General features: G+C 70.1%; 19 protein-coding genes. 7 read left to right on the top strand and 12 right to left on the bottom strand.

Annotated features, from left to right (window positions below):
• The first annotated feature begins 155 nt into the window (after positions 1-155).
• The 5 genes from BN1197_RS12400 (at position 156) to BN1197_RS12380 (ending at position 5,643) form a co-directional block, all read left to right on the top strand.
• Positions 156-1,448: an MFS transporter gene (locus BN1197_RS12400; RefSeq protein ID WP_315969812.1), complete on the top strand. Its 1,293-nt coding sequence runs from the start codon at positions 156-158 to the stop codon at positions 1,446-1,448.
• Positions 1,445-2,137, top strand: a complete 693-nt coding sequence (locus BN1197_RS12395) for an MOSC domain-containing protein (RefSeq protein ID WP_217991197.1) — start codon at positions 1,445-1,447, stop codon at positions 2,135-2,137. Before BN1197_RS12400 ends, BN1197_RS12395 begins: the two co-directional genes overlap by 4 nt.
• A 55-nt stretch (positions 2,138-2,192) precedes the next feature.
• The gene (locus tag BN1197_RS12390; RefSeq protein WP_040160113.1) at positions 2,193-3,326 is read left to right on the top strand and encodes a pyridoxal-phosphate-dependent aminotransferase family protein; all 1,134 of its coding nucleotides are present in this window, start codon (positions 2,193-2,195) and stop codon (positions 3,324-3,326) included.
• 116 nt (positions 3,327-3,442) lie between these two features.
• Complete coding sequence (locus tag BN1197_RS12385; protein ID WP_052466668.1) at positions 3,443-4,480, top strand: asparaginase; 1,038 nt, start codon at positions 3,443-3,445, stop codon at positions 4,478-4,480.
• Between the two features lie 35 nt (positions 4,481-4,515).
• Complete coding sequence (locus BN1197_RS12380; protein WP_040160111.1) at positions 4,516-5,643, top strand: glycerate kinase; 1,128 nt, start codon at positions 4,516-4,518, stop codon at positions 5,641-5,643.
• A 518-nt stretch (positions 5,644-6,161) separates the two neighbouring features.
• Here BN1197_RS12380 and htpX read toward each other — a convergent pair.
• Entirely contained in the window at positions 6,162-7,043 is an 882-nt protein-coding gene (gene htpX / locus BN1197_RS12375) for a zinc metalloprotease HtpX (protein ID WP_040160335.1), read from the bottom strand.
• A gap of 173 nt (positions 7,044-7,216) precedes the next feature.
• Here htpX and BN1197_RS12370 point away from each other — a divergent pair, with 173 nt between their 5' ends.
• Positions 7,217-9,145, top strand: a complete 1,929-nt coding sequence (locus tag BN1197_RS12370; protein WP_245851919.1) for a 2-oxoacid:acceptor oxidoreductase subunit alpha — start codon at positions 7,217-7,219, stop codon at positions 9,143-9,145.
• Positions 9,142-10,209, top strand: coding sequence for a 2-oxoacid:ferredoxin oxidoreductase subunit beta (locus BN1197_RS12365; protein ID WP_040160105.1), 1,068 nt, complete (start codon positions 9,142-9,144; stop codon positions 10,207-10,209). Before BN1197_RS12370 ends, BN1197_RS12365 begins: the two co-directional genes overlap by 4 nt.
• A 98-nt stretch (positions 10,210-10,307) precedes the next feature.
• On the opposite strand, the gene BN1197_RS12360 is transcribed toward BN1197_RS12365, so the two are convergent.
• From BN1197_RS12360 to nuoF, 11 genes are all read right to left on the bottom strand, one after another.
• The gene (locus tag BN1197_RS12360; RefSeq protein ID WP_040160101.1) at positions 10,308-10,961 is read right to left on the bottom strand and encodes a TetR/AcrR family transcriptional regulator; all 654 of its coding nucleotides are present in this window, start codon (positions 10,959-10,961) and stop codon (positions 10,308-10,310) included.
• Positions 10,962-11,279: 318 nt separating this feature from the next.
• The gene (locus BN1197_RS12355) at positions 11,280-12,281 is read right to left on the bottom strand and encodes a polyprenyl synthetase family protein (protein ID WP_040160099.1); all 1,002 of its coding nucleotides are present in this window, start codon (positions 12,279-12,281) and stop codon (positions 11,280-11,282) included.
• Positions 12,278-13,840: an NADH-quinone oxidoreductase subunit NuoN gene (nuoN, locus tag BN1197_RS12350; protein WP_040160333.1), complete on the bottom strand. Its 1,563-nt coding sequence runs from the start codon at positions 13,838-13,840 to the stop codon at positions 12,278-12,280. Before nuoN ends, BN1197_RS12355 begins: the two co-directional genes overlap by 4 nt.
• The gene (locus tag BN1197_RS12345) at positions 13,840-15,534 is read right to left on the bottom strand and encodes an NADH-quinone oxidoreductase subunit M (protein WP_040160097.1); all 1,695 of its coding nucleotides are present in this window, start codon (positions 15,532-15,534) and stop codon (positions 13,840-13,842) included. Before BN1197_RS12345 ends, nuoN begins: the two co-directional genes overlap by 1 nt.
• A 5-nt stretch (positions 15,535-15,539) precedes the next feature.
• Positions 15,540-17,396, bottom strand: coding sequence for an NADH-quinone oxidoreductase subunit L (nuoL, locus tag BN1197_RS12340; protein WP_095999913.1), 1,857 nt, complete (start codon positions 17,394-17,396; stop codon positions 15,540-15,542).
• Between the two features lie 102 nt (positions 17,397-17,498).
• Positions 17,499-17,798 carry an NADH-quinone oxidoreductase subunit NuoK gene (gene nuoK / locus BN1197_RS12335; RefSeq protein ID WP_040160092.1) on the bottom strand — a complete coding sequence of 100 codons (300 nt, stop codon included), beginning with the start codon at positions 17,796-17,798 and terminating at the stop codon, positions 17,499-17,501.
• Positions 17,795-18,559 (bottom strand): NADH-quinone oxidoreductase subunit J, encoded by a 765-nt coding sequence (locus BN1197_RS12330; protein ID WP_040160091.1) that lies wholly within the window; start codon positions 18,557-18,559, stop codon positions 17,795-17,797. The genes nuoK and BN1197_RS12330 overlap by 4 nt, the downstream gene beginning before the upstream one ends.
• Positions 18,556-19,356 carry an NADH-quinone oxidoreductase subunit NuoI gene (gene nuoI / locus BN1197_RS12325; protein ID WP_040160088.1) on the bottom strand — a complete coding sequence of 267 codons (801 nt, stop codon included), beginning with the start codon at positions 19,354-19,356 and terminating at the stop codon, positions 18,556-18,558. The genes BN1197_RS12330 and nuoI overlap by 4 nt, the downstream gene beginning before the upstream one ends.
• A complete protein-coding gene (gene nuoH / locus BN1197_RS12320; protein WP_040160086.1) occupies positions 19,349-20,755 on the bottom strand; it encodes an NADH-quinone oxidoreductase subunit NuoH in 1,407 nt (468 codons plus the stop codon). Before nuoH ends, nuoI begins: the two co-directional genes overlap by 8 nt.
• Positions 20,752-23,241, bottom strand: coding sequence for an NADH-quinone oxidoreductase subunit G (locus BN1197_RS12315; protein WP_040160085.1), 2,490 nt, complete (start codon positions 23,239-23,241; stop codon positions 20,752-20,754). Before BN1197_RS12315 ends, nuoH begins: the two co-directional genes overlap by 4 nt.
• Positions 23,238-24,548: an NADH-quinone oxidoreductase subunit NuoF gene (gene nuoF / locus BN1197_RS12310; RefSeq protein WP_040160084.1), complete on the bottom strand. Its 1,311-nt coding sequence runs from the start codon at positions 24,546-24,548 to the stop codon at positions 23,238-23,240. The genes BN1197_RS12315 and nuoF overlap by 4 nt, the downstream gene beginning before the upstream one ends.
• Positions 24,549-24,560: the final 12 nt, after the last annotated feature.

Genomic DNA, 24,560 nt, shown 5'->3' with positions numbered 1-24,560 from the left:
GACGGCCCCGGCGTCTCGTACACGCCTCGAGCACTCCGACCGCGTCGTCGACGGCCTGCGCACTGCGCGTCACCCGTGCACGAATCACCCGCCCCGGGCATCGACGGCCTCGGGCGGGCGCACCGCGATTTTCGCGATGGGCGAGACTGGCAGGCGTGCGTACGTGGATCGTCTGGGTCGTGGGTGTGCTCGCGTATGCCTCGGCGGTGCTGCAGCGCACGTCGTTCGGGGTGGCGGGAGTCGACGCCGCCGAACGATTCGGGGCTCCGGCAGGTGTGGTCGCGACGTTCGTCGTGCTGCAGCTCGTCGTGTACGCGGCGATGCAGATCCCCGTGGGGGTGCTGCTCGACCGGTTCGGTTCGCGGCTGCTCATCACGACCGGTGCTCTCGTCATGGCGATGGGGCAGGTCGTCATGGCGTCTGCAGGCTCGGCGCCCGAGGGGATGATCGCGCGAGTGCTCGTGGGCGCCGGCGACGCGATGACCTTCGCGAGCGTCATCCGACTCGTCCCGGCGTGGTTCGCACCACGGCGGGTACCGATCGTCACCCAGATGACCGGGCTGCTCGGGCAGAGCGGCCAGATCGCCTCGGCCGTGCCGTTCGCGTACGCCCTGCACAGCTTCGGCTGGAGTCCGTCGTTCCTCGGCTCGGCCGCCGTGGCGATCGTCGTGCTCGTGCTGGCTCTCGCACTGATCCGCAACGCGCCGGCCGGCGTCGCGCCGGCGGTGACCGCGATGGCACCCGGTGAGATCGGCCGTCTGCTCGCCGAGACGTGGCGTACTCCGGGCACACGGCTCGGCATCTGGACGCACTACGTCACGTGCTTCACCCCGATGACGTTCGCGATGATGTGGGGCGTGCCGTTCCTCGTGCTCGGCGAGGGGCGCACCGCCGCCGAGGCCAGCGGGCTCCTCGCCCTCCACGTCGTCGCCTCCCTCCCCTGCGGCCCCCTGCTCGGCAGCCTCACCCAGCGCTACCCCGTGCGCCGCAGCAACCTCGTCCTCGCCGTGGTCGCGGCGAACGCCGTGCCGTGGATCGCCGTGCTCTGTTGGCCCGGACCGGCTCCCATGTGGCTGTTGGCGATCCTCGCGCTGGGGCTCGCCACGGGTGGCCCGGGCTCGGCCATCGGGTTCGACTTCGCCCGCACCTTCAACCCCTCCCACCGGCTGGGCACGGCGACCGGCCTCGTCATCATGGGCGGCTTCGGCGGGGCGCTCGTCGCGATCCTCCTCATCGGGATCCTCGTCGACCTCGCCGAGGGCGCGGGGCTCTCGTCGCACCTCGCGTTCCGCCTCGCGATGGGAGTGCAGGTGCCCATGCTCGCCGCCGGCGTCGTCGGGCTGCTCTCGGCCCGCCGGGCGACCCGCGCGTCGGTCGACCTCCGGGTCGACCCGATGCATCGTGCGTTGCGACGGAGGTTCGCTCGCCGGGACGAGGGGCGACCGTGATTGCGGCCCCGACGCGGATCGACGCCGTGCTCGTCGGACGCGTCGCACCGCTGCCCGGCGGACGCGGGACGAGTGGCATCGCGAAGTCCCCCGTCTCCGGACCCGTGCGGATCGGCGCGACCGGCCTCACCGGCGACGAACAGGCCGACCTGCGCCACCACGGCGGCCCCGACAAAGCCGTCCACCACTACGCCCGCGATCACTACCCGACCTGGCGTGAGTGGCTCCCGGACGCCGCCGCGTTGCAGCAGCCCGGCGCGTTCGGTGAGAACATCTCGACCCACGGCCTCACCGAGCACGACGTGCACGTCGGCGACATCGTGCGGGTGGGCACCGCCGTGCTCCAGGTCTCGCAAGGGCGTCAGCCGTGCTGGAAGCTCGACGCCCGGCTCGACCGCCGCGGCACCGCTCGTCGCATGCAGGAGCTGCGCTGCACGGGCTGGTACTACCGCGTCCTCGAACCCGGCGTCGTGAGCGCCGGGGACGTCCTCGACGTCATCGAGCGACCCGAGCCGACGTGGCCGCTCGCACGGGTGCTGCGTGCCCTCTTCGACCGCTCCGCCGGCGCCGACGAGTGGGAGGCCGCGACCGCCGTGCCCACCCTCTCGGAGAACTGGCGCACGACCTTCGCCAAACGACTCACCCACGGACGCGTCGAGGACTGGAGCTCACGGCTCCGGGATCGGTGAGGGGCTCCGACCGCGCCCCGTGTCCGAAAGACACTGTCGTGGCTAGGCTCGGCCCATGAATCTTCCCCACGACGACATCGATCCCGGCGGCCTCCTCGAGTACTCGGTCGTCTTCACCGATCGCGCGCTCAACCACATGTCGAAGAGGTTCATCGGCGTGATGCAGGAGCTTCTCGAGATCCTCCGTTCGACCTACGACGCAAACTCCGTTGCGGTCGTCCCCGGCGGTGGAACCTACGCGATGGAGTCGGTGGCCCGTCAGCTGGCCACCGATCGGCGTTGCCTCGTCATCCGCAACGGGTTCTTCTCCTACCGCTGGAGTCAGATCTTCGAGACCGGACGCATCACCGATGACGTCACGGTCTGCACCGCCCGCAGCGTCGACGACGCCCCCCGCGCACCATGGGCCCCTCCCCCAGTCGACGAGGTCGTCGAGGCGATCCGTCGAGAGCGGCCCCAGCGCGTGTTCGCGGCGCACGTCGAGACCGCCGCCGGGATCCTCCTGCCCGACGAGTACCTTCGCGCCGTCGCGGAGGCCACGCACGAGGTCGGCGGGCTCTTCGTGCTCGACTGCATCGCCTCCGGCGCGTTGTGGGTCGACATGCGCGACACCGGCGTCGACGTTCTCATCAGCGCACCCCAGAAGGGGTGGAGCGGCACCCCGGCCGCCGGGTTCGTCATGTTGGGAGACCGGGGTCGCGAGGCCGTTCTCGACTCCACGACGACGAGTTTCGCTCTCGACCTCAAGCGGTGGCTGAGCATCGCCGACGGATACGTCGAAGGAACCGCGGGCTACCACGCGACGATGCCGACCGATGCGCTCGTGAGCATCTGTGGCGCCATGCGCGAGACCCGCGATCGTGGCCTCGACACGATGCGTGCGGCCCAGCTGGATCTCGGAGGCAAGGTGCGAGCCCTGCTCGCGGAGTACGGATTCCCGTCCGTCGCCGCGGAGGGGTTCGCGGCGCCGAGCGTCGTCGTCTCCTACACCGATGACCCTGAGATCAGGAGCGCGGCCGCGTTCAAGCCCCTCGGCATCCAGGCCGCGGCCGGCGTCCCCCTCATGTGTGGTGAACCGGACGACTTCTCGACCTTCCGCATCGGGCTGTTCGGCCTCGACAAGCTCGACGACGTGGACGGAACCGTCGATCGGCTGGCCACCGCGGTGGAGAAGCTGGCCCGGCGCTGACGACCGTGGCCCCCGGGGCCGAGCGGTGGGAGACCGCCGGTCGGCCCCGGGTGCCGCTGGTCACGCGTCTGCCGAGATGGCCGCGCGAAGGAACCGGGGTCGGGCAGGATTGCGCCATGACCTCTGCCGACGCCGCCGGGACGGGCATCGTGACCGACCGACCTCGCCCCGTCATCCTCATCTGCGCCACCGGCGGCACGATCGCCGGTTCGGCCGCGGCCGTCGACGACCAGCACTACAGGGCGGGTGTGTTCTCGGTCGAGACGCTCACCGGTGCGGTGCCCGGGCTGGGCGATCGGGTCGACCTGCGCACCGAGGAGTTCTTCGCACTCGACTCCGTCGACCTCACCCTCGCCGACAGGGTGAGACTCGCCCGCCACCTGCAGGACGTTCTCGACGGTGACGATGCGCCCGACGGCATCGTCGTCACCCACGGCACCGACTCGATGGAAGAGACCGCCTACGTCCTGCACCTGCTGCTCGACACCGAGGTGCCCGTCGTCCTCACCGGAGCGATGCGCCCTGCCGACGACCCCGGCGCCGACGGGCCCGCCAACCTCGCCGACGCCGTGGCGGTCGCGGCCGATGCCGCGGCCCGAGGTCTTGGCACCCTCGTCGTCTTCGGCGGTCAGGTCCTCGGCGCACGCGATGTCACCAAACGCACGGCCGGACGGCTCGACGCCTTCGAATGCCTCCACGGCCCGCTGGGGCACGTCCTCGAGGGCCGCCTCGTCGTCGGCGCCCGGCCGGCGCGAGCGTTCGGGCCGACGAGCGCGTTCCGACTCTCCGACCTGCCGGACCCACTGCCCGCGGTCGAGATCCTCGTCTCCCACCCCGAGATGACGCCCGCGCTCGTGCGGGCCGTCGCGCGCTCGGGTGCGGCAGGGCTCGTGCACGGTGGCCCGGGCGGCGGCAACGTCTCCCGACCGGTCGTCGCCATGCTCGACGAGGCACACCGCGACGGACTCGTCGTCGTCCGCGCCTCCCGGCTCGGTTTCGGACCGACCGCGCGCAACGGCGACATCAGCGACGACGAGCACGACTGGGTGTGCGCCGGAGACCTCCCCCCGGTGAAGGCCCGCGTGCTGCTCGCCCTCGCCCTCACCCGCACGCGCGACACCGCCGAGCTGCAACGGCTCTTCGACACCCACTGACTCCCACCCGCGCCGACTCCACGGAGAAGACCCCCATGACCGACGGCCACGTCCTCATCGCCTGCGACAAGTTCAAGGGCTCGCTCACGGCGCACGAGGTGATCGAGCACCTCGAGGCCGGTCTGTGTGAGGGCGCGCCCGGCGTCGAGGTGCGCTCGGTCATCATCGCCGACGGAGGCGACGGCACCCTCGACGCCGCCGAGGTCGCGGGGTTCGAGCCCGTCCCGGTCACCTGCAGTGGACCCACCGGTGAGCCCGTCCACACCCGCTACGTCCGCCGCGGCGACGAGGCCGTCGTCGAGATGGCCGATGCCTGTGGGTTGGTCCGGCTGCCCGGGGGCGAGCGTCGCGCCCTCGACGCGACGAGTCGGGGCCTGGGCGAGGTCATCGCGGCCGCGCTCGATGCCGGAGTGACGCGCCTCGTCATCGGCATCGGCGGCAGCGCGAGCACCGACGGCGGAGCCGGGATGCTCAGCGCGCTGGGGGCTCGGTTCCTCGACGCCGACGGCCACGAACTACCCCCCGGCGGTGGCGCGCTCGTCGACCTCGCCTCGGTCGACCTGTCGGGCCTGAACCCGGCGCTCGCGCGCACCGCCGTCACTGTCGCCTGTGACGTCGACAACCCGTTGCTCGGCGAGCAGGGTGCGGCCGCGATCTTCGGCCCGCAGAAGGGCGCTTCTCCGGAGGACGTGGCGCACCTCGACGCCGGCCTGGCACGGTTGTCGTCGCTCGTCGCGCAGGCCACCGGCAAAGATGTCGCGGGTGAGCCGGGCGCGGGCGCCGCGGGCGGCGTGGGATGGGCCGCGCTCGCCATCCTCGGCGCGCAGATGCGGCCGGGTATCGAGATCGTTCTCGACCTCAACGAGTTCGACCGAATGGTCGAGGGCGCCCGGCTCGTCGTCACCGGCGAGGGGTCGCTCGACCTACAGACCCTGCTCGGCAAGGCTCCTGCGGGCGTCGCCCAGGCCGCGCGCCGTGCCGGGGTGCCGATCGTCGCGGTCTGCGGGCGGGCGATGCTCGACGAGACCGAGGCGCAGGAGGCGGGCTTCGAGCGCCTCTACCGCCTCACCGATCTCGAGCCCGACGAGCAGACGTGCATGCGCGACGCAGGCCCCCTCCTACGCCGCCTCGCCGCCGACGTGGCCCGAGCAGAACTCACCTGACCCGACCCCAACACGACCCTGACCCGACCCCACCCGCTCGAACAGGCGCTTTCACTCGCGCCAAACCCTCGGACAGGCTCTTTCACTCGCGGGAAATCCTGGGACAGGCGTTTCCATCGCCCCTGGCCCGCCGAAGCAGGTGAAACCGTCTGTCCGAGCGGGTGGGACCCATGCGGATACGGGTGAAACCGCCTGTTCGAGCGAGTGGGGGGCTCACGCGAGAAGCCTGGGCGCCCCGTCCCGCGCACTCGAACAGGCGCTTCCACCCCCACGCCGTGCTCGGCCAGGCGTTTCCGTCGCCTCTGGCCCGCCGAAGCAGGTGAAACCGCCTGTCCGAGCGGGTGGGACCCATGCGGATACGACGAAACCGCCTGTCCGAGCGGGTGGGACCCATGCGGATACGACGAAACCGCCTGTCCGAGCGGGTGGGACCCGCGCGGATACGGGTGAAACCGCCTGTCCGAGCGGGTACGCCCACGTGCAGGGGGTGAAACCGCCTGTCCGAGCGGCCCGGGGGGTCAGCCGTAGTGCTGGATGCCCGGGCCGTTGCCGGCCATGCCCTCGAGACGGGCGATGCGTTGCGCCATCGGGGGATGGGTGGAGAAGAGGTTGGAGACGTCGCCGGCGCGGAAGGGGTTGGCGATCATCATGTGCGAGGCGTTGACGATGCGTTGCTCGGGCGCCAGGGGGGCCGCCTCGACGCCGCGCTCGAGCTTGCGCAACGCGGAGGCGAGGGCGAGCGGATCGCCGGTGAGCCGGGCCCCGTCCTCGTCGGCGTCGTACTCGCGGGTTCGGCTGATCGCCATCTGGATGAGCGCGGCCGCCATCGGGGCGAGCAGCGCCATCGCGATCGCGGCGATCGGGTTGGGGCGCTCGTCGTCGCCACCACCGAACATGCCGGCGAACATGAGCATCTGCGCGACGCTGGTGATGACGCCGGCGATCGCGGCCGCCACCGAACCGGTGAGGATGTCGCGGTTGTAGACGTGCATGAGTTCGTGGCCGAGAACCCCGCGCAGCTCACGTTCGTCGAGCAGGCGCAGGATGCCCTCCGTGCAGCAGACCGCCGCGTGCTGCGGGTTGCGTCCGGTCGCGAACGCGTTGGGGGCCTGGGTGGGCGAGACGTACAGCCGCGGCATCGGCTGGCCGGCACGCTCGGAGAGCTCGCGGACGATGCGGTACATCGCCGGCGCCTCCGCCTCGCTCACCGGACGTGCGCGCATGGCGGCGATGGCGATCTTGTCGCTGTTCCAGTAGCCGTAGGCGGTGGTGGCGAGACCGATGAGCGCGAACAGCCAGATGTAGCGGCCGCCGCCGATGACCGAGCCGAGCCCGAGGAGCACGGCGAAGATCGCGCCGAGGAGCAGCGCGGTCTTGAGTCCGTTGAAGTGCCGATGCATGTCCATGTCAACGCCGAAGCCCCGCCCGACGTTCCCGAGCCGCCCGAACCGCCGACCGCACAGGGCACCGCCCCCGGGCGGTGAGGTGAGCCTGACATCACAGGACTACGATGGCGAGAACCGGCGCGCCAGCACCTGCCCGCCGAGCCCCGACCCAGATGGAAGCCACGCCCGTGTCCCTTTCCACGCCCAAGACCACCGAGCAGCTCGATCGCGTCGTCATCCGCTTCGCCGGCGACTCCGGTGACGGCATGCAGCTCACCGGCGACCGGTTCACGAGCGCCACGGCGGTGCTCGGCAACGACCTGTCGACCCTCCCCAACTTCCCGGCCGAGATCCGCGCACCCCAGGGCACCCTGCCGGGAGTCTCGAGCTTCCAGCTGCACTTCGCCGATCACGACGTGCTCACGCCGGGCGACTCCCCGAACGTGCTCGTCGCGATGAACCCGGCGGCCCTCGCGGCCAACCTTCGTGACCTGCCGCGCGGCGGCGTCATCATCGCCGACGCCGACGCGTTCGGAAAGCGCGCGCTCGCCAAGGTCGGCTACGCCGAGAACCCGCTCGAGGACGACGCCCTCGAGTCCTGGCACGTGCACGCGCTGCCGCTCACGTCGATGACGGTAACGGCCCTCGCCGACTTCGACCTCACCCGCAAGGAGAAGGAGCGCGCGAAGAACATGTTCGCGCTCGGGCTTCTCTCGTGGCTGTACACCCGGCCGCTCGAGGGTACCCGCGCGTTCCTGCGGGCCAAGTTCGCCAAGAAGTCGGAGTTGCTGGCCGCCAACATCACCGCGCTCGACGCCGGGTACCACTACGGCGAGACCACCGAGGACTTCGCGGTCAGCTACGAGATCGCTCCGGCGCCCATGCCGCCCGGCCGCTACCGCAACATCACCGGCAACACGGCCACGGCCTACGGTCTGGCCACCGCAGCGTACCGCAGCGGGCTGCCCCTCGTGCTCGGCAGCTACCCCATCACCCCGGCCTCCGACATCCTCCACACCCTGGCCGGGCTCAAGCGCTACGGCGTCACCACCGTGCAGGCCGAGGACGAGATCGCGGGCATCGGCATCGCCCTCGGCGCATCGTTCGGCGGTGCCCTCGGCGTGACGACGACCTCCGGCCCCGGCCTCGCCCTCAAGTCGGAGATCATCGGCCTCGGGGTCTCGGTGGAGCTGCCGCTGATCGTCGTCGACGTGCAGCGCGGTGGCCCTTCGACCGGCCTGCCCACGAAGACCGAACAGGCCGACCTGCTGCAGGCGATGTTCGGCCGCAACGGCGAGGCTCCCGTCGGGGTCATCGCCGCGTCCTCGCCGTCCGACTGCTTCGACGCCGCCCTCGAGGCGGTCCGCATCGCGACGACCTACCGGACCCCGGTCATCCTGCTCTCCGACGGGTACCTCGCCAACGGCTCCGAACCCTGGCGCATCCCCGATGTCGCCGACCTCCCGCGCCTCGACGTCGAGTTCGCCACCGAACCCAACGCCACCGACGCCAAGGGCAACCCGACGTTCCACCCGTTCGTCCGTGACGAGCAGACCCTCGCGCGGCCCTGGGCCGTGCCGGGCACGGCGGGCCTCGAGCACCGCATCGGTGGCATCGAGAAGGCCGACGGCACCGGCAACATCAGCTACGACCCCGACAACCACGACCGGATGACCCGGCTGCGCGCCGAGAAGATCGAGCGCATCGCCGACACGATCGACGACCTCCAGGTCGACGACCCCCGCGGCGACGCCGACGTGCTCGTGCTCGGCTGGGGGTCGACCTACGGCCCGATCAGCGCGGCGGTCCGCAGCCTGCGCGCCTCGGGCATCCCCATCGCGCAGGCCCATCTGCGCCACCTCAACCCCATGCCCCGCAACACCGCCGACGTGTTGTGCGCCTACCGCAAGGTCGTCGTCCCCGAGATGAACCTCGGCCAACTCGCGCTGCTGCTGCGCGGCCGGTTCCTCGTCGACGTGCAGTCCCACACCGCCGTGCGCGGGCTGCCGTTCACCTCCACCGAACTCGTCGACGTGCTCGCCGCCGCGGTGGCATCGCTCGACGAGGACGACCTCGACAGCAGCGCCACGACCATCCAGGAAGGAGCCTCCGCATGACCATCGACCTCGGCATGCCGAGCAGCGGCCTGCACGGCATCCCCCGCCTGCCCGAGGGCGCGCCCGCGGAGACCAAGAAGGACTACACCTCCGACCAGGAGGTGCGCTGGTGCCCCGGCTGCGGCGACTACGCGGTGCTCGCCGCGGTGCAGTCGTTCCTGCCGACGCTCGGCCTCAAGCGCGAGAACATCGCGTTCATCTCCGGCATCGGCTGCAGCTCGCGGTTCCCCTACTACCTCGACACCTACGGCATGCACTCGGTGCACGGGCGTGCGCCGGCCATCGCGACCGGACTCGCGATCTCGCGGCCCGACCTCTCGGTGTGGGTCGTCACCGGTGACGGTGATGCGCTCTCGATCGGTGGCAACCACCTCATCCACGCGCTGCGCCGCAACCTCAACATCACGATCCTGCTGTTCAACAACCGGATCTACGGCCTCACCAAGGGCCAGTACTCCCCCACCTCCACGCCCGGCCTCGTCACCAAGTCCAGCCCCCTCGGGTCGATCGACGCGCCGTTCAACCCCGTCGCGCTCGCCCTGGGCACCGGAGCGACGTTCGTGGCCCGCACGATGGACTCCGACCGCGCTCACCTCACCGAGACGCTCAAGGCTGCCGCGGAGCACCGCGGCGCCGCCCTCGTCGAGATCTACCAGAACTGCCCGATCTTCAACGACGGCGCCTTCGAGATGCTCAAGGACAAGAAGGAGGCCGAGGCCCGCATCCTGCGGCTCGAGCAGGGCCAGCCCGTGCGCGCCGGCGACCACCACGTCGTCGTCCGCGACCCTGACGGCAGCCTCGATCTCGTCGGCGAGAAGAACGCCGATCGCAGCCGCGTCGTGATCCACGACCCGGCACGCGAGGACCCGACCAACGCGTTCGCCCTCGCCCAACTCGACGGCGAGCACGTGCCGCTCGGCATCTTCCGGCAGGTCTCCCATCCCACCTACGACGATCTCGTGCGCGGCCAGGTCGCCTCGGCGGTCGCCGACCACGGTGGCACGGTCGACGACGCCGACATCGCCGGGCTGCTCGCGGGCAAGGACACCTGGACGGTCGAGTGACGCCGGCCGCGTCTGCGGCCCGATACGACGAGGGCGCCTCCGCCGTCATGGCGGAGGCGCCCTCGTCTGTGCTCCAGAGGCGGCGTCGGTGCGGCGGCTCAGACCGCCGCGTGCGTCTGCGTGGGCGACTCACCGTCCAGGCGCATGCGCCGGTCGGTCACCGCCTTGTCGACGTAGTCGAGCAGCAGGGTGAGATAGGTCTGCACGACCGCATCGGTGGCCTCGTCGTCACGGTCGACGAGCCACGCGAGCATCGCTCCGTCGGTGAGCGTGAGGACCATACGCGCGATCGTGCGGGTCGAGACCTCGTCGGTGCCCTGGATCCCCAGCCCCTCGACGATGAACGCCTCGATGACGTCGAGGTACGTCGTGTAGAGCAACCGCGCGGCCTCCCCGTCGCCGCGCACCGACCACGACGCGAGCTCGTAGCTCAGCAGCTGGCGGCCCGGGTCGCTGATCGTCGTGTCCCAGAACGTTTGGATGGCGGTGCGCGCCTTGTCGCGAAGCGGCTTGCCCTCGGCGGCCTCGAGTGCCTCGGCGACCGGACCGATGATGGGGTTGAGGAACGACTCCGCCACGGCGTTGATGAGCGCTTCTTTGCTGCTGAAGCAGTAGTGGACGACTCCGAGCGAGACGTTCGCACGCTCGGCGATGCGTCGTACGGAGGCAGCGGCAAGCCCCTCTTCGATCGCGAGGTCGATCGTGGCGCCGATGAGCTGCTCTCGGCGACGGTCTGCAGGAACTCTGGGCATAACCAGCACTGTAGGGCCAAATCGGCCGGCTCCGAGACCCCGGCGGACACTCTTACCGTGCCCATACCCGGGCGTTATCGAACCTTTATCCGACAGTGGCGGTCATCCGACAAACGCCATGTCGGAGCCGGATTTGAACCGTTCACAGCGGATTCGTGACACCGGGAATGTAGCCGAAATCCATTGCACGACAGTACAGCTCACCAAGCTGGTAGAGACCTGGGGAACACGCGAACGCCCCGTGCGAATCGCACGGGGCGGCCCCGAACGGGGGCGATGAACGACGGGTCACGGCGCCTTACGACGCGGGCCGAAAGATCACACAGCGCGGTCGACAACGCTCGCGGCAAGCGTCCGGAGAGCGTCCACCGCGGCCGACTCCGGCAAGGGCGTGAGCTGCTCCTGGGCCCTCGCCGCGATGCCACGGGTGTAGACGCGCGCCTCCTCCATGGCCGGATGAGCGCGCAGGAGCTCCAGAGCCTCCGCCACCCCCTGCTCGTCGTTCGACAGGTCGGCGTCGAGCAGGTTCAGCAGACGGGCGTCCTCGGGCCGCGCCGAACGGCGGACAAGGAGTACCGGCAGGGTGTCGACCCCTTCGCGCAGGTCGGTGCCGGGCGTCTTGCCCGAGACACCCGGCCGGGAGTCGATATCGAGCAGATCGTCGGCGAGCTGGAAGGCGATGCCCAACAGTTCGCCGTACTCCTCGAGCAGCGCGACGGTGCGATCGTCACACCCACCGAACATCGCACCGAACCGCGCGGCGGTCGCGATGAGAGCGCCGGTCTTGTCGCGCAGGACGCCGATGTAGTACTCGACCGGGTCCTGGTCGGGCGGGCAGGGGCGGTCGTCCCGGATCTGGCCGCCGCACAGGCGCATGAACGTCCGCGCCTGGATCCGGACCGCCTCGGCCCCGAGGTCGGCGACGACGTCGGAGGCGTTGCCGAACAACAGGTCGCCGACGAGGATGGCCGTCGAGTTGTCGTACGTGGCGTTGGCCGAGGGCGCGCCGCGGCGCAGATCGGCCTCGTCCATGACGTCGTCGTGGTACAGCGAGGCGAGGTGCGTGAGCTCCACGGCCGCCGCCGCGGCGATGACCCGCTCGTCGGCTCCTTCGCCCACCTGGGCCGCGAGGAGAGTCAGCACCGGGCGGACGCGCTTGCCGCCGGCCGCGAGAAGGTGCCCCGACGCCTCGGCGATGAACGGATCCTCGTGCGAGACCCGTGCGCGCAACAGCTCCTCGACCCGGGCGAGTCCGTCGTTCAGCGCCGCGGCCGTGCTCGGGTCGAGCCCAGGAAGAGGCGCGGTGACGGGACTGCTCATCGGATGAACGTCGACAGCGACGACATGAGGTCGAGCAGCGGCGCGGGGAAGACTCCGAGGAGCAGGGTCAGCGCGACACTCACCGTGATGGCACTGATCGTGCCGAGCGAGGGCGTCAGCACGACGATGCCGTCGTCGTCGCCTTCGGGATCCACGGTGAACATGATGCGAACCACCCGGAAGTAGACGAACGCGGTGACGGCGCTGCACAGCATGCCGATGACCGCGAGCACGGCACCGGGAACGCCCGCGTGCGCGATCGCCGCCGAGAACACCGCGAACTTGGCGGTGAAGCCGGAGGTGAGCGGCAGACCGGCGAAGGCCATGAGCAGGAACGCGAACGCGCCGGCGACGAGGGGGGAACGCTTGCCGAGCCCCGTCCACTGGGTGAGCGACGTCGCCTCGGCACCGGTGTCGCGGGTCCGCACGAGCATGACGATGCCGAACGCCGCGAGCACCGCGAAGCCGTAGGTCGCGAGGTAGAACAGCACCGCGGCGACGGCGGAGCGATCGAAGGCGAGGACACCGACGAGGACGAACCCGGCGTGCGCGATCGAGGAGTACGCGAGCATGCGCTTCATGTCGCTCTGAGTCACCGAGAGGATCGAGCCGACGATCATCGTGAGCCCGGCGACGACCCACAGGACGATCATCCAGTCCCACCGGTCGGCGTCGATGCCCGTGTAGACCACGCGCAGCATGGCGCCGAACGCCGCTGCCTTCGTGCAGGCGGCCATGAAGCCGCTGACCGGCGTGGGCGCGCCCTGGTAGACGTCGGGAGTCCACGAGTGGAAGGGCACCGCACCGACCTTGAAGAACAGCCCGACGAGGACGCACAGGCAGCCGAGGACGAGCAGCGGGTCCATGGCGCTCTGGGTGCCGATGGCCTCGGCGATGCGACGGAACTGCATCGAGCCGGAGTAGCCGAACAGCAGCGCGGCGCCGAACAGGAAGAACGCGGACGCGAACGAGCCCAGCAGGAAGTACTTCAGGCCGGCCTCCTGCGAGAGGAGACGCTTGCGACGGGCCAGAGCCGTGAGGACGTACAGCGGCAGCGAGAGGAGTTCGAGCGCGATGAACATCGTCAGCAGGTCGCCCGCGGCCGGGAAGAGCATCATGCCGGCGAGCGAGAACAGCGCGAGCGGGTAGACCTCGTTGCTCGATCCGAGCCGTTCGGCGACGCCCTCGGCGTGCGAACCGGGCACCGATGCACCCGAGGGCGTGAAGGCGTCGGCCAGCCGGCCGTCGAAGCGCTCGGCCATGACGAGCACCGAGATGAGCCCCATGATCAGCAGGAGGAGCTGGAGGACGATGGTCGGCCCGTCGAGGACGATCGCACCGGACATCGTCGGCCCCACCACGCGCGGGACGTTGAGCGCGAGCACGAGGAAGGCGACACCGAGCGCGAGCACGGAGAGGACCACCTGGATCGTGTGTCGCGACCTGCGCGGGACGAACGTCTCGACCAGGACGCCGATGAGCGCAGCCGCCAGGACGATCGCGACGGGCGCGAGCGCGAGGGCGTTGAGGTCTGCGGGAACGAACTCCGGCGCGGGCATCACTTGGCACTCCCGTTCTGCGCCCCGACGGCCGGGGCAGGATCGGTGACGCCCACCAGGTGGAGCGTCTGGGTCACGGCGGGATCGATCACGTCCAGCGCGACGCGGGGGAAGAACCCGAGGATCAGGAAGATCGCGATCAGGGGTGCGACCACGAGCTTCTCGCGTCCGTTGAGGTCGGGGACCGTGAACCGCGACGGCAGGGGCCGGGTCATCGTGCCGACGCCGCCCTGGGTCGCGGGCTCGTGCATGGCCGCGGCGTCGTGCGTCGTGGTGTCGACCGCGCCCGCTGCGCCGCGAGTGCCGTGGCCCTCCGGAAGGGTGTCGTCGTACGAGACGACCCCGTCGACCTCGACGAGACGCGAGCCGGGAGACGGACCCGTGAAGACCCGCATGTACAGCACGAGGATGTACGTCGCGGCGAGGATGATGCCGACCGAGGAGATCACGCCCGCCACCGGGTACCGCTGGAACGTGCCCATCATGACGAGGAACTCCGAGACGAACGACCCGAGGCCGGGCAGGGCGAGGCCCGACATGCCGGCCACGAGGAACGTCCCCGCGAGCACCGGCGTGACGCGCTGCCAGCCGCCGTAGTCGCGCACGTCCTTGCTGCCGTGGCGGACGACGAGCATGCCCGCGATGAGGAACAGCGCGGCGGTGGAGAACCCGTGGTTGACCATGTAGAGAATCGAGCCGGCCATGCCCACGGAGGTCATCGCGAAGATGCCGAGCACGATGAAGCCGAAGTGGCTCACCGAGGTGTAGGCGATGAGGCGCATCATGTCGGTCGCGCCGATCGCAAGGAACGCGCCGTAGATGATCGAGATGAGCGCGAGCGTGATGACGACCGGGGTCGCCCACTCGGAGGCGTGCGGGAACATCTGCAGGCAGAAGCGGATCATGCCGTACGTGCCGACCTTGTCGAGCACACCGACGAGCAGCACCGCGGTGGCCGGCCGGGCGGCCGTGGCGGCATCGGGCAGCCACGTGTGGACCGGCCACATCGGCGCCTTGACCGCGAACGCGATGAAGAAGCCGAGGAAGAGCAGGTTCTCCACGACGGGGTTCATCGTCAGCCCGGTGAGGTTGCCGACGAGGAAGCCCTGCGGGCCACCCGCGCCTTGGAAGAACACGGCGATGACGGCGACGAGCATGATGAGGCCGCCCGCGAGGGAGAACAGCAGGAACTTCAGCGCGGCCGCCTGCCGGTTCTCACCGCCGTAGTTGTTGATGAGGAAGTAGACCGGGATGAGCATGGCCTCGAAGAAGACGTAGAAGAGGAACACGTCGGTGGCCGCGAAGACCCCGATCATGAACGTCTCGAGGACGAGCATCCAGGCGAAGTAGCCGCGGTGGCGGCGCCCGCCGACCATCGCGACGTCGTTGCGTGCGGCGATGATGCAGATGGGCACGAGGATCGCCGACATGACGATCATCGCCAGCGCCATCCCGTCGATGCCGAGCGCGTAGCTGACGCCCCACACCGGGATCCACGGGTAGACCTCGGTGAACTGGAACTGCTCGGTGGCGGCGACGTCGAAGCCCGCCCACAGCACGAACGAGCCGAGCATCGTGACGAGCGAGAAGACGAGCGCGATGGAGCGCGCCGCGCGTTCGCCCGCGAACATCACGACGAGCGCCCCGACGAGCGGGATCAACCCCAGGATCGTGAGCAGGGGCAAGCCGGTCATTGTCATCACTGCACCATCCACACGAGGGCGAAGATCGCGACGATGCCCAGGAGCATCGTCAGGGCATAGGTCCGAACGAGGCCGTTCTGCGCCTGGCGCAGCACGCCGGAGATCGAGGCGACCCCGCGGCCGAGTCCCATGACGCCGTCGTCGACGCCCTTGTCGTCGGCGAGGCCGTTGGCGAGGGCCATGGTCGGCCCGGTGAACACACCGGCGTTGATGTCGTCCTGGAACAGGTCCCGGCGGGCGGCGCGGGTGAGCACCGAGCCGTGCGGGGCGACGAGGGGCACGTCGGCCTTGCCGTAGCGCAGCCAGGCGACCGCGACACCGGCGACCATGAGCACGAAGACGAGGACCTGGATGGCGAGCACGGGGATGACCGGCTCGTGGTGCTCGACGTGTCCCGTCACGGGGGCGAGCCACTCGGTGAACCCGACGAAGTGCAGGAACGCGCCGAGGCCGAGCGAGCCGATGGCGAGGACGACCATCGGGACGGTCATCGAGCCGGGCGACTCGTGCGGGTGGTCGTGCTCGTCCCAGCGGGCCTTGCCGTGGAAGGTCATGAAGAACAGGCGCGACATGTAGAACGCCGTCACACCCGCGACGAGCAGGGTGATGAGACCGAACACCCAGGGGCGCCAGCCGTCTCCGACGAACGCGGCCTCGATGATGAGGTCCTTGCTCCACCAGCCGGAGAACAGCGGGAAGCCGATGATGGCCAGCCAGCCGAGCCCGAACGTCAGCCAGGTGATCTTCATCTTGGCGGACAGGTCGCCGAACGTGCGCATGTCCACCCGGTTGTTCATGGCGTGCATGACCGAGCCGGCGCCGAGGAACAGCCCGGCCTTGAAGAAGCCGTGGGTGATGAGGTGGAAGATCGCGAACGCGTACCCGACGGGGCCGAGACCGGCGGCGAGCATCATGTAGCCGATCTGGCTCATCGTCGAGGCGGCCAGCGCCTTCTTGATGTCGTCCTTGACGCAGCCGACGATCGCACCGAAGGTCAGCGTGATCGCACCGATGATCGTGACCGCGAGCTGCGCGTCGGGTGCGAGGTTGTAGATCGGGCTGCTGCGCACCACGAGGTAGACACCGGCGGTGACCATCGTCGCGGCGTGGATGAGGGCCGAGACCGGCGTCGGGCCGGCCATCGCGTCGCCCAGCCAGCTCTGCAGCGGGAACTGGGCCGACTTACCACAGGCCGCGAGCAGCAGCAGCAGTCCGAGGGCCGTAAGCACTCCGGTGCTCGCCTGACCCACGTGCTCCGTCACGCCCGCGAACGTCACGGTGCCGAAGGTGGCGAACATGAGCATGATCGCGATGCCGAGACCGAAGTCGCCGATGCGGTTCATGATGAACGCCTTGTTGGCGGCCGCCGCGTAGGGCGGGTTCCAGTTCCAGAACCCGATGAGCAGGTACGAGGCCAGACCCACGCCCTCCCAGCCCAGGTAGAGCAGCAGGTAGGAGTCCGCGAGCACGAGCGTGAGCATCGCCGCGACGAAGAGGTTGAGGTAGGCGAAGAACCGGCGCTTGTCGGGGTCGTGCGCCATGTACCCCAGGGAGTACACGTGGATGAGCGAGCCGACGAACGTCACGAGCAGCACGAACGAGAGCGACAGCGGGTCGACGAGCAGACCCATGTCGAGGTCGAACGAGCCGGCGGGAATCCACGACCACAGCGCGATGTGGCGGCTGCGTTCGGCCGCGTCCATGCCGAGGAACGCGAAGAGGGTGGCGAAGCCGACGACGAACGCGGCCCAGGAGAGCACGGTCGCGAGCAGCGGGCCGAAGGAGTCCGTGCGCCGTCCGCCGACGAGCAGGAGGAAGGCACCGAGCAGCGGCAGCGCGATGACGAGCCACATCAGGCCCGTGACGCCCGTGGCGGGCTGCTGGTGGGCGAGATCCGCCGCGACGTTGCTCGCCAGCGCACCGGAGAGGAGATGGGGTGTCACTCTGGGCTCTCCTTACAGCTTGAGCAGGTTGGCGTCGTCGACCGAGGCCGAGCGGCGGGCACGGAAGATGGCCATGATGATCGCGAGTCCCACGACGACCTCCGCGGCGGCGACCGCGAGGACGAAGAGCGCGATCGTCTGGCCTTCGATGCTGGCGTTCATGCGTCCGAAGGTGACGATCATGAGCGCGACGGCGTTGAGCATGAGCTCGATGCCCATGAACACGATGAGGGCGTTGCGGCGCAGCAGCACGATGGTCGCGCCGATGGAGAAGAGGACGACCGCGAGGTACAGGTAGTTGGAGAGGCTCATCGTTCGGTTCCCTCCTCGATCTCCTGCTCCATGACCTCGGTCGACTCGCTGAACCTCGAAGCGTCCGAGAGCTGGTCGCGCGCGACGAGGATACGCGAGACCGACAGCTCGCTCGGGGTGCCGTCGGGCAGCAGCGCCGGCGTGTCGACCGCGTTGTGACGCGCGTACACACCCGGGGCCGGCAGGCCGGCGACGTTCTTGTTCTCGCGGATGCGGCGGCGGCTCCAGGCCTTCTGGTCCGGACGCGGCAACAAGCGTTCGCGGTGGGCGAGCACCATGGCGGCGACGGCCGCGACGACGAGCAGGACGCCGACCATCTGGAAGGCGGCCATGTACGGCCCGAAGATGAGGTGGCCGAGCATCGTCACGTTGCCACCGGCGTTGATCTCCGCGATGGGGGCGCCGGGACGGAAGGTGACCTTGGCGAGCGCACCGCCGAGCAGCAACAGCAGGCCGAGGCCGAGCAGCACCGAGAACACCCGGTGGCCCTTCATCGTCTCCAGCCGCGTCTCCGAGGCGTCGACGCCGACCATCATGACGACGAAGATGAAGAGCATCATCACCGCGCCCGAGTACACGAAGATCTGCACGATGCCGAGGAAGTCGGCCCCCTGGGCGAGGTAGACGATACCCAGCAGGATCATCGTGAGGACCATCGACAGCGCCGCGTAGACGGCGCGTTTGCTGAATGCGAGACCGAGGGCCCCGAGCACCATGATCGGTGCCACGATCCAGAACAGGACCGCCTCTCCGCTGCTCATCGCCGGGTACCGCCTTCCGTCAGACCGCCCTCGTCGCGAGGCTTGGTGGGCACGTCGGCCGGGTCGGGCCCGCCCACGGCGTCGGAGGTCGCGTGGTCGGCGTCGGCCACCGTCCGCTCGCGCGCGAACTCCTCCTGTTCGGGCGTGGCCTTGGCGACCTTGCCCTGGTAGTAGTCGCGCTCCTCCATGCCCTCGACCATGGGGTGGGGCGGGGAGACCATGCCCTCGGACAACGGGGCGAGAAGCTGGTGCTTCTCGAAGATGAGGTCCTCACGGGTGTGGTCGGCGAGCTCGTAGAAGTTCGTCATCGTCAACGCGCGAGTGGGGCACGCCTCGATGCACAGCCCGCAGAAGATGCACCGCAGGTAGTTGATCTGGTAGACGCGGCCGTAGCGCTCACCCGGGGAGTACCGGCCGGTGCCGCCCTGCTCGACCGGGGTGTCGTCGTTGTCGGCGCCCTCGACGAGGATCGCGTCGGCCGGGCAGGCCCAGGCGCACAGCTCGCAACCGACACACTTCTCGAGGCCGTCGGGGTGACGGTTGAGCTGGTGACGCCCGTGGTAACGCGGCTGGGTGGGCCGCTTCTCCTCGGGGTACTCCTCGGTGTGGCGCTTACGGAACTGGTTGGTGAACGAGACGCCGAATCCCGCGATCGGGGCGAGCAGGTCGGACAGGAAGCCGCCCTGGTTGTCGGCGGCGTTCTGCTCCGGCCCGTAGACCGACGGCGCACCCGCCTGCTCGCGACGGGCGACGTCGGAGCGCCGGCTCTCGTCGGGGTTGGGGGTGGACTCAGCCACGGTGTCCCTCCTGGTCGGTGGTGGTGTCGCTCGAGCGCTCCTCGGCGCGCTGCTGGGAGTGCGGCGAGTGCTCGGTGGGCTCGTCGGTGCGGCGGGCGGCCGCGCCCGAGAGGACCCGGTCGTCGCGGCCCGATCCCGGCTCGATCAGGCGCTGGCCCGGCATCGGCGGAACAGGGTATCCGCCTGCGTACGGGTCGACCTCGGCGGGGATCTCGACGGGTTGCCGTTTGGCCTGTTGCGTCGAGTCCCACTTGACCGCAGCGCCGAGCGCGATCGCGGCGACGACGAGCACGATGATCACCGTCGCGATGACCGGGTGCGGGCCGAAGAAGCCGAGGCGGGCGGCGTGCATGAACGAGACGGCGAGAACCCACACGATCGTGGCGGGGATGAGGAACTTCCAGCCGAATGCCATGAACTGGTCGTACCGGGTGCGGGGCAGGGTGCCGCGCAGCCAGACGAAGCCCCACATGAAGATCCACATCTTGGCGGTGAGCCAGAGGATGCCCCAGTAGCCGCCGTCGAGGAAGCCCGGGATCGGGGAGTGCCAGCCGCCGAGGAACAGGGTGCTCGCCAGCGCCGAGACCGTGAACATGTTGACGTACTCGCCGAGGAAGAACATGCCGAACCACATGCCCGAGTACTCGGTGTGGTAGCCGCCGACGAGTTCGCCCTCACCCTCGGCGAGGTCGAACGGCAGGCGGTTGGTCTCGCCGACCATGCAGACGACGTAGACGAGGAAGCTGAAGAAGGCGGGCACGATGAACCACAGGCCTCGCTGGGCCTCGACGATCGTCGAGGTCGACATCGAGCCGGCGAAGAGGAACACCGAGACGAGCGAGAGGCCCATCGCGATCTCGTAGGAGATGACCTGGGCGGTGGAACGCAGACCGCCCAGCAGCGGGTACGTCGAGCCCGAGGACCAGCCCGCGAGGACGAAGCCGTAGGCGCCGACGCCGGCCGCCGCGAGCACGATGAGCACCGCGACGGGGCTGTCGGTGACCTGCAGCGGAGTCCAGTGGCCGAACATGTACACCTGGCCACCGAGCGGGATCACCGAGAACGAGATGAACGCGGTGGACCCGGCGATGATCGGCGCCAGTGCGTACGTGAACCGGTCGGCGCGTGCGGGGCGCACGGCCTCCTTCCACATGAGCTTGAAGCCGTCGGCGAGGGTCTGCAGTGCGCCGAGGGGGCCGAAGCGGTTCGGGCCGGGACGCTGCTGCATGAAGCCGACGAAGCGACGCTCGAACCAGATGATGACGAGCACCTGCAGCAGCAGGTACACGAACACGAGCACCGCCTTGATCGCCGCCAGCCACAACGGCGTGTCGGAGAAGTCGGCGACGGGCCCGGAGAGCGCGACGGCCGGACCGGAGAGGGCGAGGACCGGGGTCATGCGACACCACCCTTGGAGAGCGTGACGACGTCACCGGCAACAGCGCCGAGACCGGCGCGAACCCGTGACCGGGGGGAGTTCGTGGGCAGCCACACGACGTGGTCGACCATCGTCGTGACGGCGACCGGCAGCGTGATCGAACCGCGAGCCGTCGAAACGGTGAGCGGATCGCCGTCGACGACGCCGACCTCGGCCGCGGTGGCCGCCGAGAGACGTGCCCGGGACGGCTTGGCCGTTCCGGCGAGGAACGGCTCTCCGTCCTGCATCACGCCGGCGTCGAGCAACTGGTGCCAGGTGGCGAGCACGGCCTCCCCGTCTCGCAGAGTCGCGAGGCCGCGGGGCTGCGCGGTGGGCGTGTCCGCCCGCCGACCGGTCCAGGCGCCGAGGCTCTCCATCTCCGCGCGGGTGACCGCGAGGTTGGGCAGTCCGAGCCAGTGGCCCATCTCGCCCGCGAGGAGGTCGAGGACCCGGTGGTCGGCCATGGTGTGGCTCTTGAGGGCCTCGCCGAACTCGCCGAGACGCCCCTCCCAGTTGACGAAGGAGCCTGCACGCTCGTCGTGGGTGGACACCGGCAGGACGACGTCGGCGTACTCGGTCATCTCACCGGCCCGCAGGTCGAGCGAGACGACGAACGCCCGCTCCAGGGCCTGCTGCACACGCGCGGGCTCGGGCAGGTCGCCCGGCTCGACACCGCCGATGAGCAGTGCCCGCAGGCGGCCGTCGGCGGCGTCGGCGATCATGCGGTTGCCGTCGCGGCCGGGGCTGGCGGCGAGCGAGTCGAGCTGCCAGGCCGAGGCGATCTCGGCGCGGGCGCCCTCGTCGCCGAGCGGACGACCGCCGGGCAGGATCGAGGGCAGCGCGCCGGCCTCGAGAGCGCTGCGCTCACCGGCGCGACGCGGGATCCAGGCCAGGCGGGCACCCGTGCGGTCGGCCAGGGCGGCCGCGGCCGACAGCGCACCGGGCACCGTCGCGAGCCGCTCCCCCACGAGGATGATCGCCCCGTCGTCGAGGGCCTCGGCCACGGTCGCCAACTCGGTGCGACCCTCGCCGACGGCGGCGAGCAGCTCCGCCTCGGTGCCGGGAGCGGCCTGCACGAGGGTGCCCATGAGCTTGGTCAGACCGGAGCTCGCATAGGGCGCGATGGTGAAGACCTTGGTCTTGTTCTTGCGGGCCGCCTTGCGCAGCCGCAGGAACACCATGGGGTTCTCCTCCTCGGGCTCGAAGCCCACGAGGAGGACCGACTTCGCGCTCTCCAACGCCTCGAACGTGACCGCACCGCCCTGAGGGGCGGTCGCGACGACCCGAGAGGCGAGGAACGCCTCCTCCTCCTCCGAGTGCGGCCGGGCGCGGAAGTCGATGTCGTTGGTGCCGAGCACGACTCGCGCGAACTTGCTGTACGCGTACGCGTCCTCGGAAGTCAGGCGACCGCCGGTGAGCACACCGACACCGCCCACACCCGCGGCGGCGAGTCCCCGGGCCGCGGCCTCGAGGGCCTCGGGCCAGGAGGCGACGCGCAGCGTGCCGTCGGCGCCGCGAACGCGCGGTGCGGCGTACCGGTCGGGCTGGGTCTGGTACGTGAACGCCCAGCGGCCCTTGTCGCAGTTCCACTCCTCGTTGACCTCGGGAGCGTTCGTGACCATGCGACGCAGCGTGACGCCGCGGCGGTGGTCGGTGCGCTGATGACAGCCCGCCGAGCAGTGCTCGCAGATGCCGGGCGTCGAGACGAGGTCGAACGGGCGGGACCGGAACCGGTAGGTCGCGCTCGTGAGGGCGCCGACCGGGCAGATCTGCACGGTGTTGCCCGAGAAGTAGGACTGGAACGGCTTGTCCTGGAAGATGCCGATCTGGCTGTTCGCGCCACGCTCGGTGAGCGAGATGAACGGGTCGCCCGCGACCTGGTCGGAGAACCGGGTGCAGCGCTGGCAGAGCACGCACCGCTCGCGGTCGAGCAGCACCTGGGTGGAGACGTTCACCGGCTTGGGGTAGGTGCGCTTGACGTCGGTGAAGCGGGTCTCGCCCTGCCCGTGGCTCATCGCCTGGTTCTGCAGGGGGCACTCGCCGCCCTTGTCGCAGACCGGGCAGTCCAGCGGGTGGTTGATGAGGAGGAACTCCATGATGCCGCGCTGCGCCTTCTCGGCGACGGGCGAGGTGAGCTGGGTCTCCACCTCCATGCCCGGCGAGACGGTCATCGTGCACGAGGCCTGGGGCTTGGGCATCTTCGCGAGCTTGCCGTCGCGGCCCGGCATGGCGACGTCGACGAGGCACTGCCGACAGGCGCCGGCCGGCTCCAGCAACGGGTGGTCGCAGAAGCGCGGGATCTCGATGCCGAGCTGCTCGGCGGCCCGGATGATGAGCGTGCCCTTGGGGACGCTCACGGGGATGCCGTCGATCTTGGCCTCGACCATCTCCACGGGCGGCGGAATCGTCGCGTCGCCGCCCTGGGAGGTCGGGTTGGCACCCGACGCGGGACTGGTCGGGACGGTCATGAGGTCACGCTCTCCTTCGCGAACAGCACCGATCTCTCCGGCGGGAACGACACGTCGACCGGCGTCGTCATGGCCTGCTCGTACTCCTCGCGGAAGTACTTGATGCTCGAGCTGACGGGGCTGGTGGCACCGTCACCGAGCGCGCAGAACGCGCGGCCGAGGATGTTGGCCGCGATGTCGGCGAGCTTCTCGATGTCGCCGTCGCGGCCCTGCCCCTGCTCGAGGCGGGTGTAGATCTCACGCAGCCAGTACGTGCCCTCACGGCAGGGTGTGCACTTGCCGCAGGACTCGTGCGCGTAAAAGTCGATCCAGCGCGAGACCGCCTTCACGACCGAGACCGTCTCGTCGAAGATCTGCAGCGCACGCGTGCCGAGCATCGAGCCGGCGGCCGCGACGGACTCGAAGTCCAGCGGCACGTCGAGGTGTTCCTCGGTGAACAGCGGCGTGGACGAACCACCCGGGGTCCAGAACTTCAGGCGGTGACCGGCGCGGACGCCGCCCGCCATGTCGAGCAGCTCGCGCAGCGTGATGCCGAGCGGCGCCTCGTACTGGCCGGGGACCTCGACGTGGCCCGACAGGCTGAAGATGCCAAAGCCCTTGGAGCGTTCGGTGCCCATGCCCGCGAACCAGTCGGCGCCGCCGAGGACGATCGCGGGGACCGAGGAGATCGACTCGACGTTGTTGACGACGGTCGGCCGCGCGTACAGACCCGCGACGGCGGGGAACGGCGGCTTGAGACGGGGCTGGCCGCGACGACCCTCGAGGGAGTCGAGCAGCGCGGTCTCCTCACCACAGATGTAGGCGCCCGCACCGGCGTGGACGGTGATCTCGAGATCGAAGCCGCTGCCGAGGATGTTCGTGCCGATGTAGCCGGCCTCGCGGGCCTCGCGCACGGCCTCCATGAGGCGGCGGTAGACGTGGACGACCTCGCCGCGCAGGTACACGAACGCGTGGTTGCAGCCGATCGCGTAGCTCGTGATGACCATGCCCTCGATGAGGGTCTGCGGGCTGGCCATGAGCAGCGGGATGTCCTTGCAGGTGCCCGGCTCGGATTCGTCGGCGTTGACGACGAGGTAGCGGGGACCGCCGTCGGGCGGGGGCAGGAACCCCCACTTCATGCCGGTGGGGAAGCCCGCGCCGCCGCGGCCGCGCAGGCCGGAGTCCTTGGCCTGCTGCACGACCTCGTCCGGCGACATCGTCAGCGCCTTGCGCAGCGCCTGGTAGCCGTCGAAGGCCTCGTACGTCTCGAGCCTCCACGAGCGCTCGGCACCCCACGGCTTGGTGAGGATCGGTGTGAGCTGAGTCATGGGCGCACTCCC

Source organism: Mobilicoccus massiliensis (assembly GCF_000826525.2).
In the GTDB taxonomy this organism is placed as follows: Bacteria; Actinomycetota; Actinomycetes; order Actinomycetales; family Dermatophilaceae; genus Mobilicoccus; species Mobilicoccus massiliensis.
This window is presented reverse-complemented; position numbering and strand designations above follow the sequence as displayed.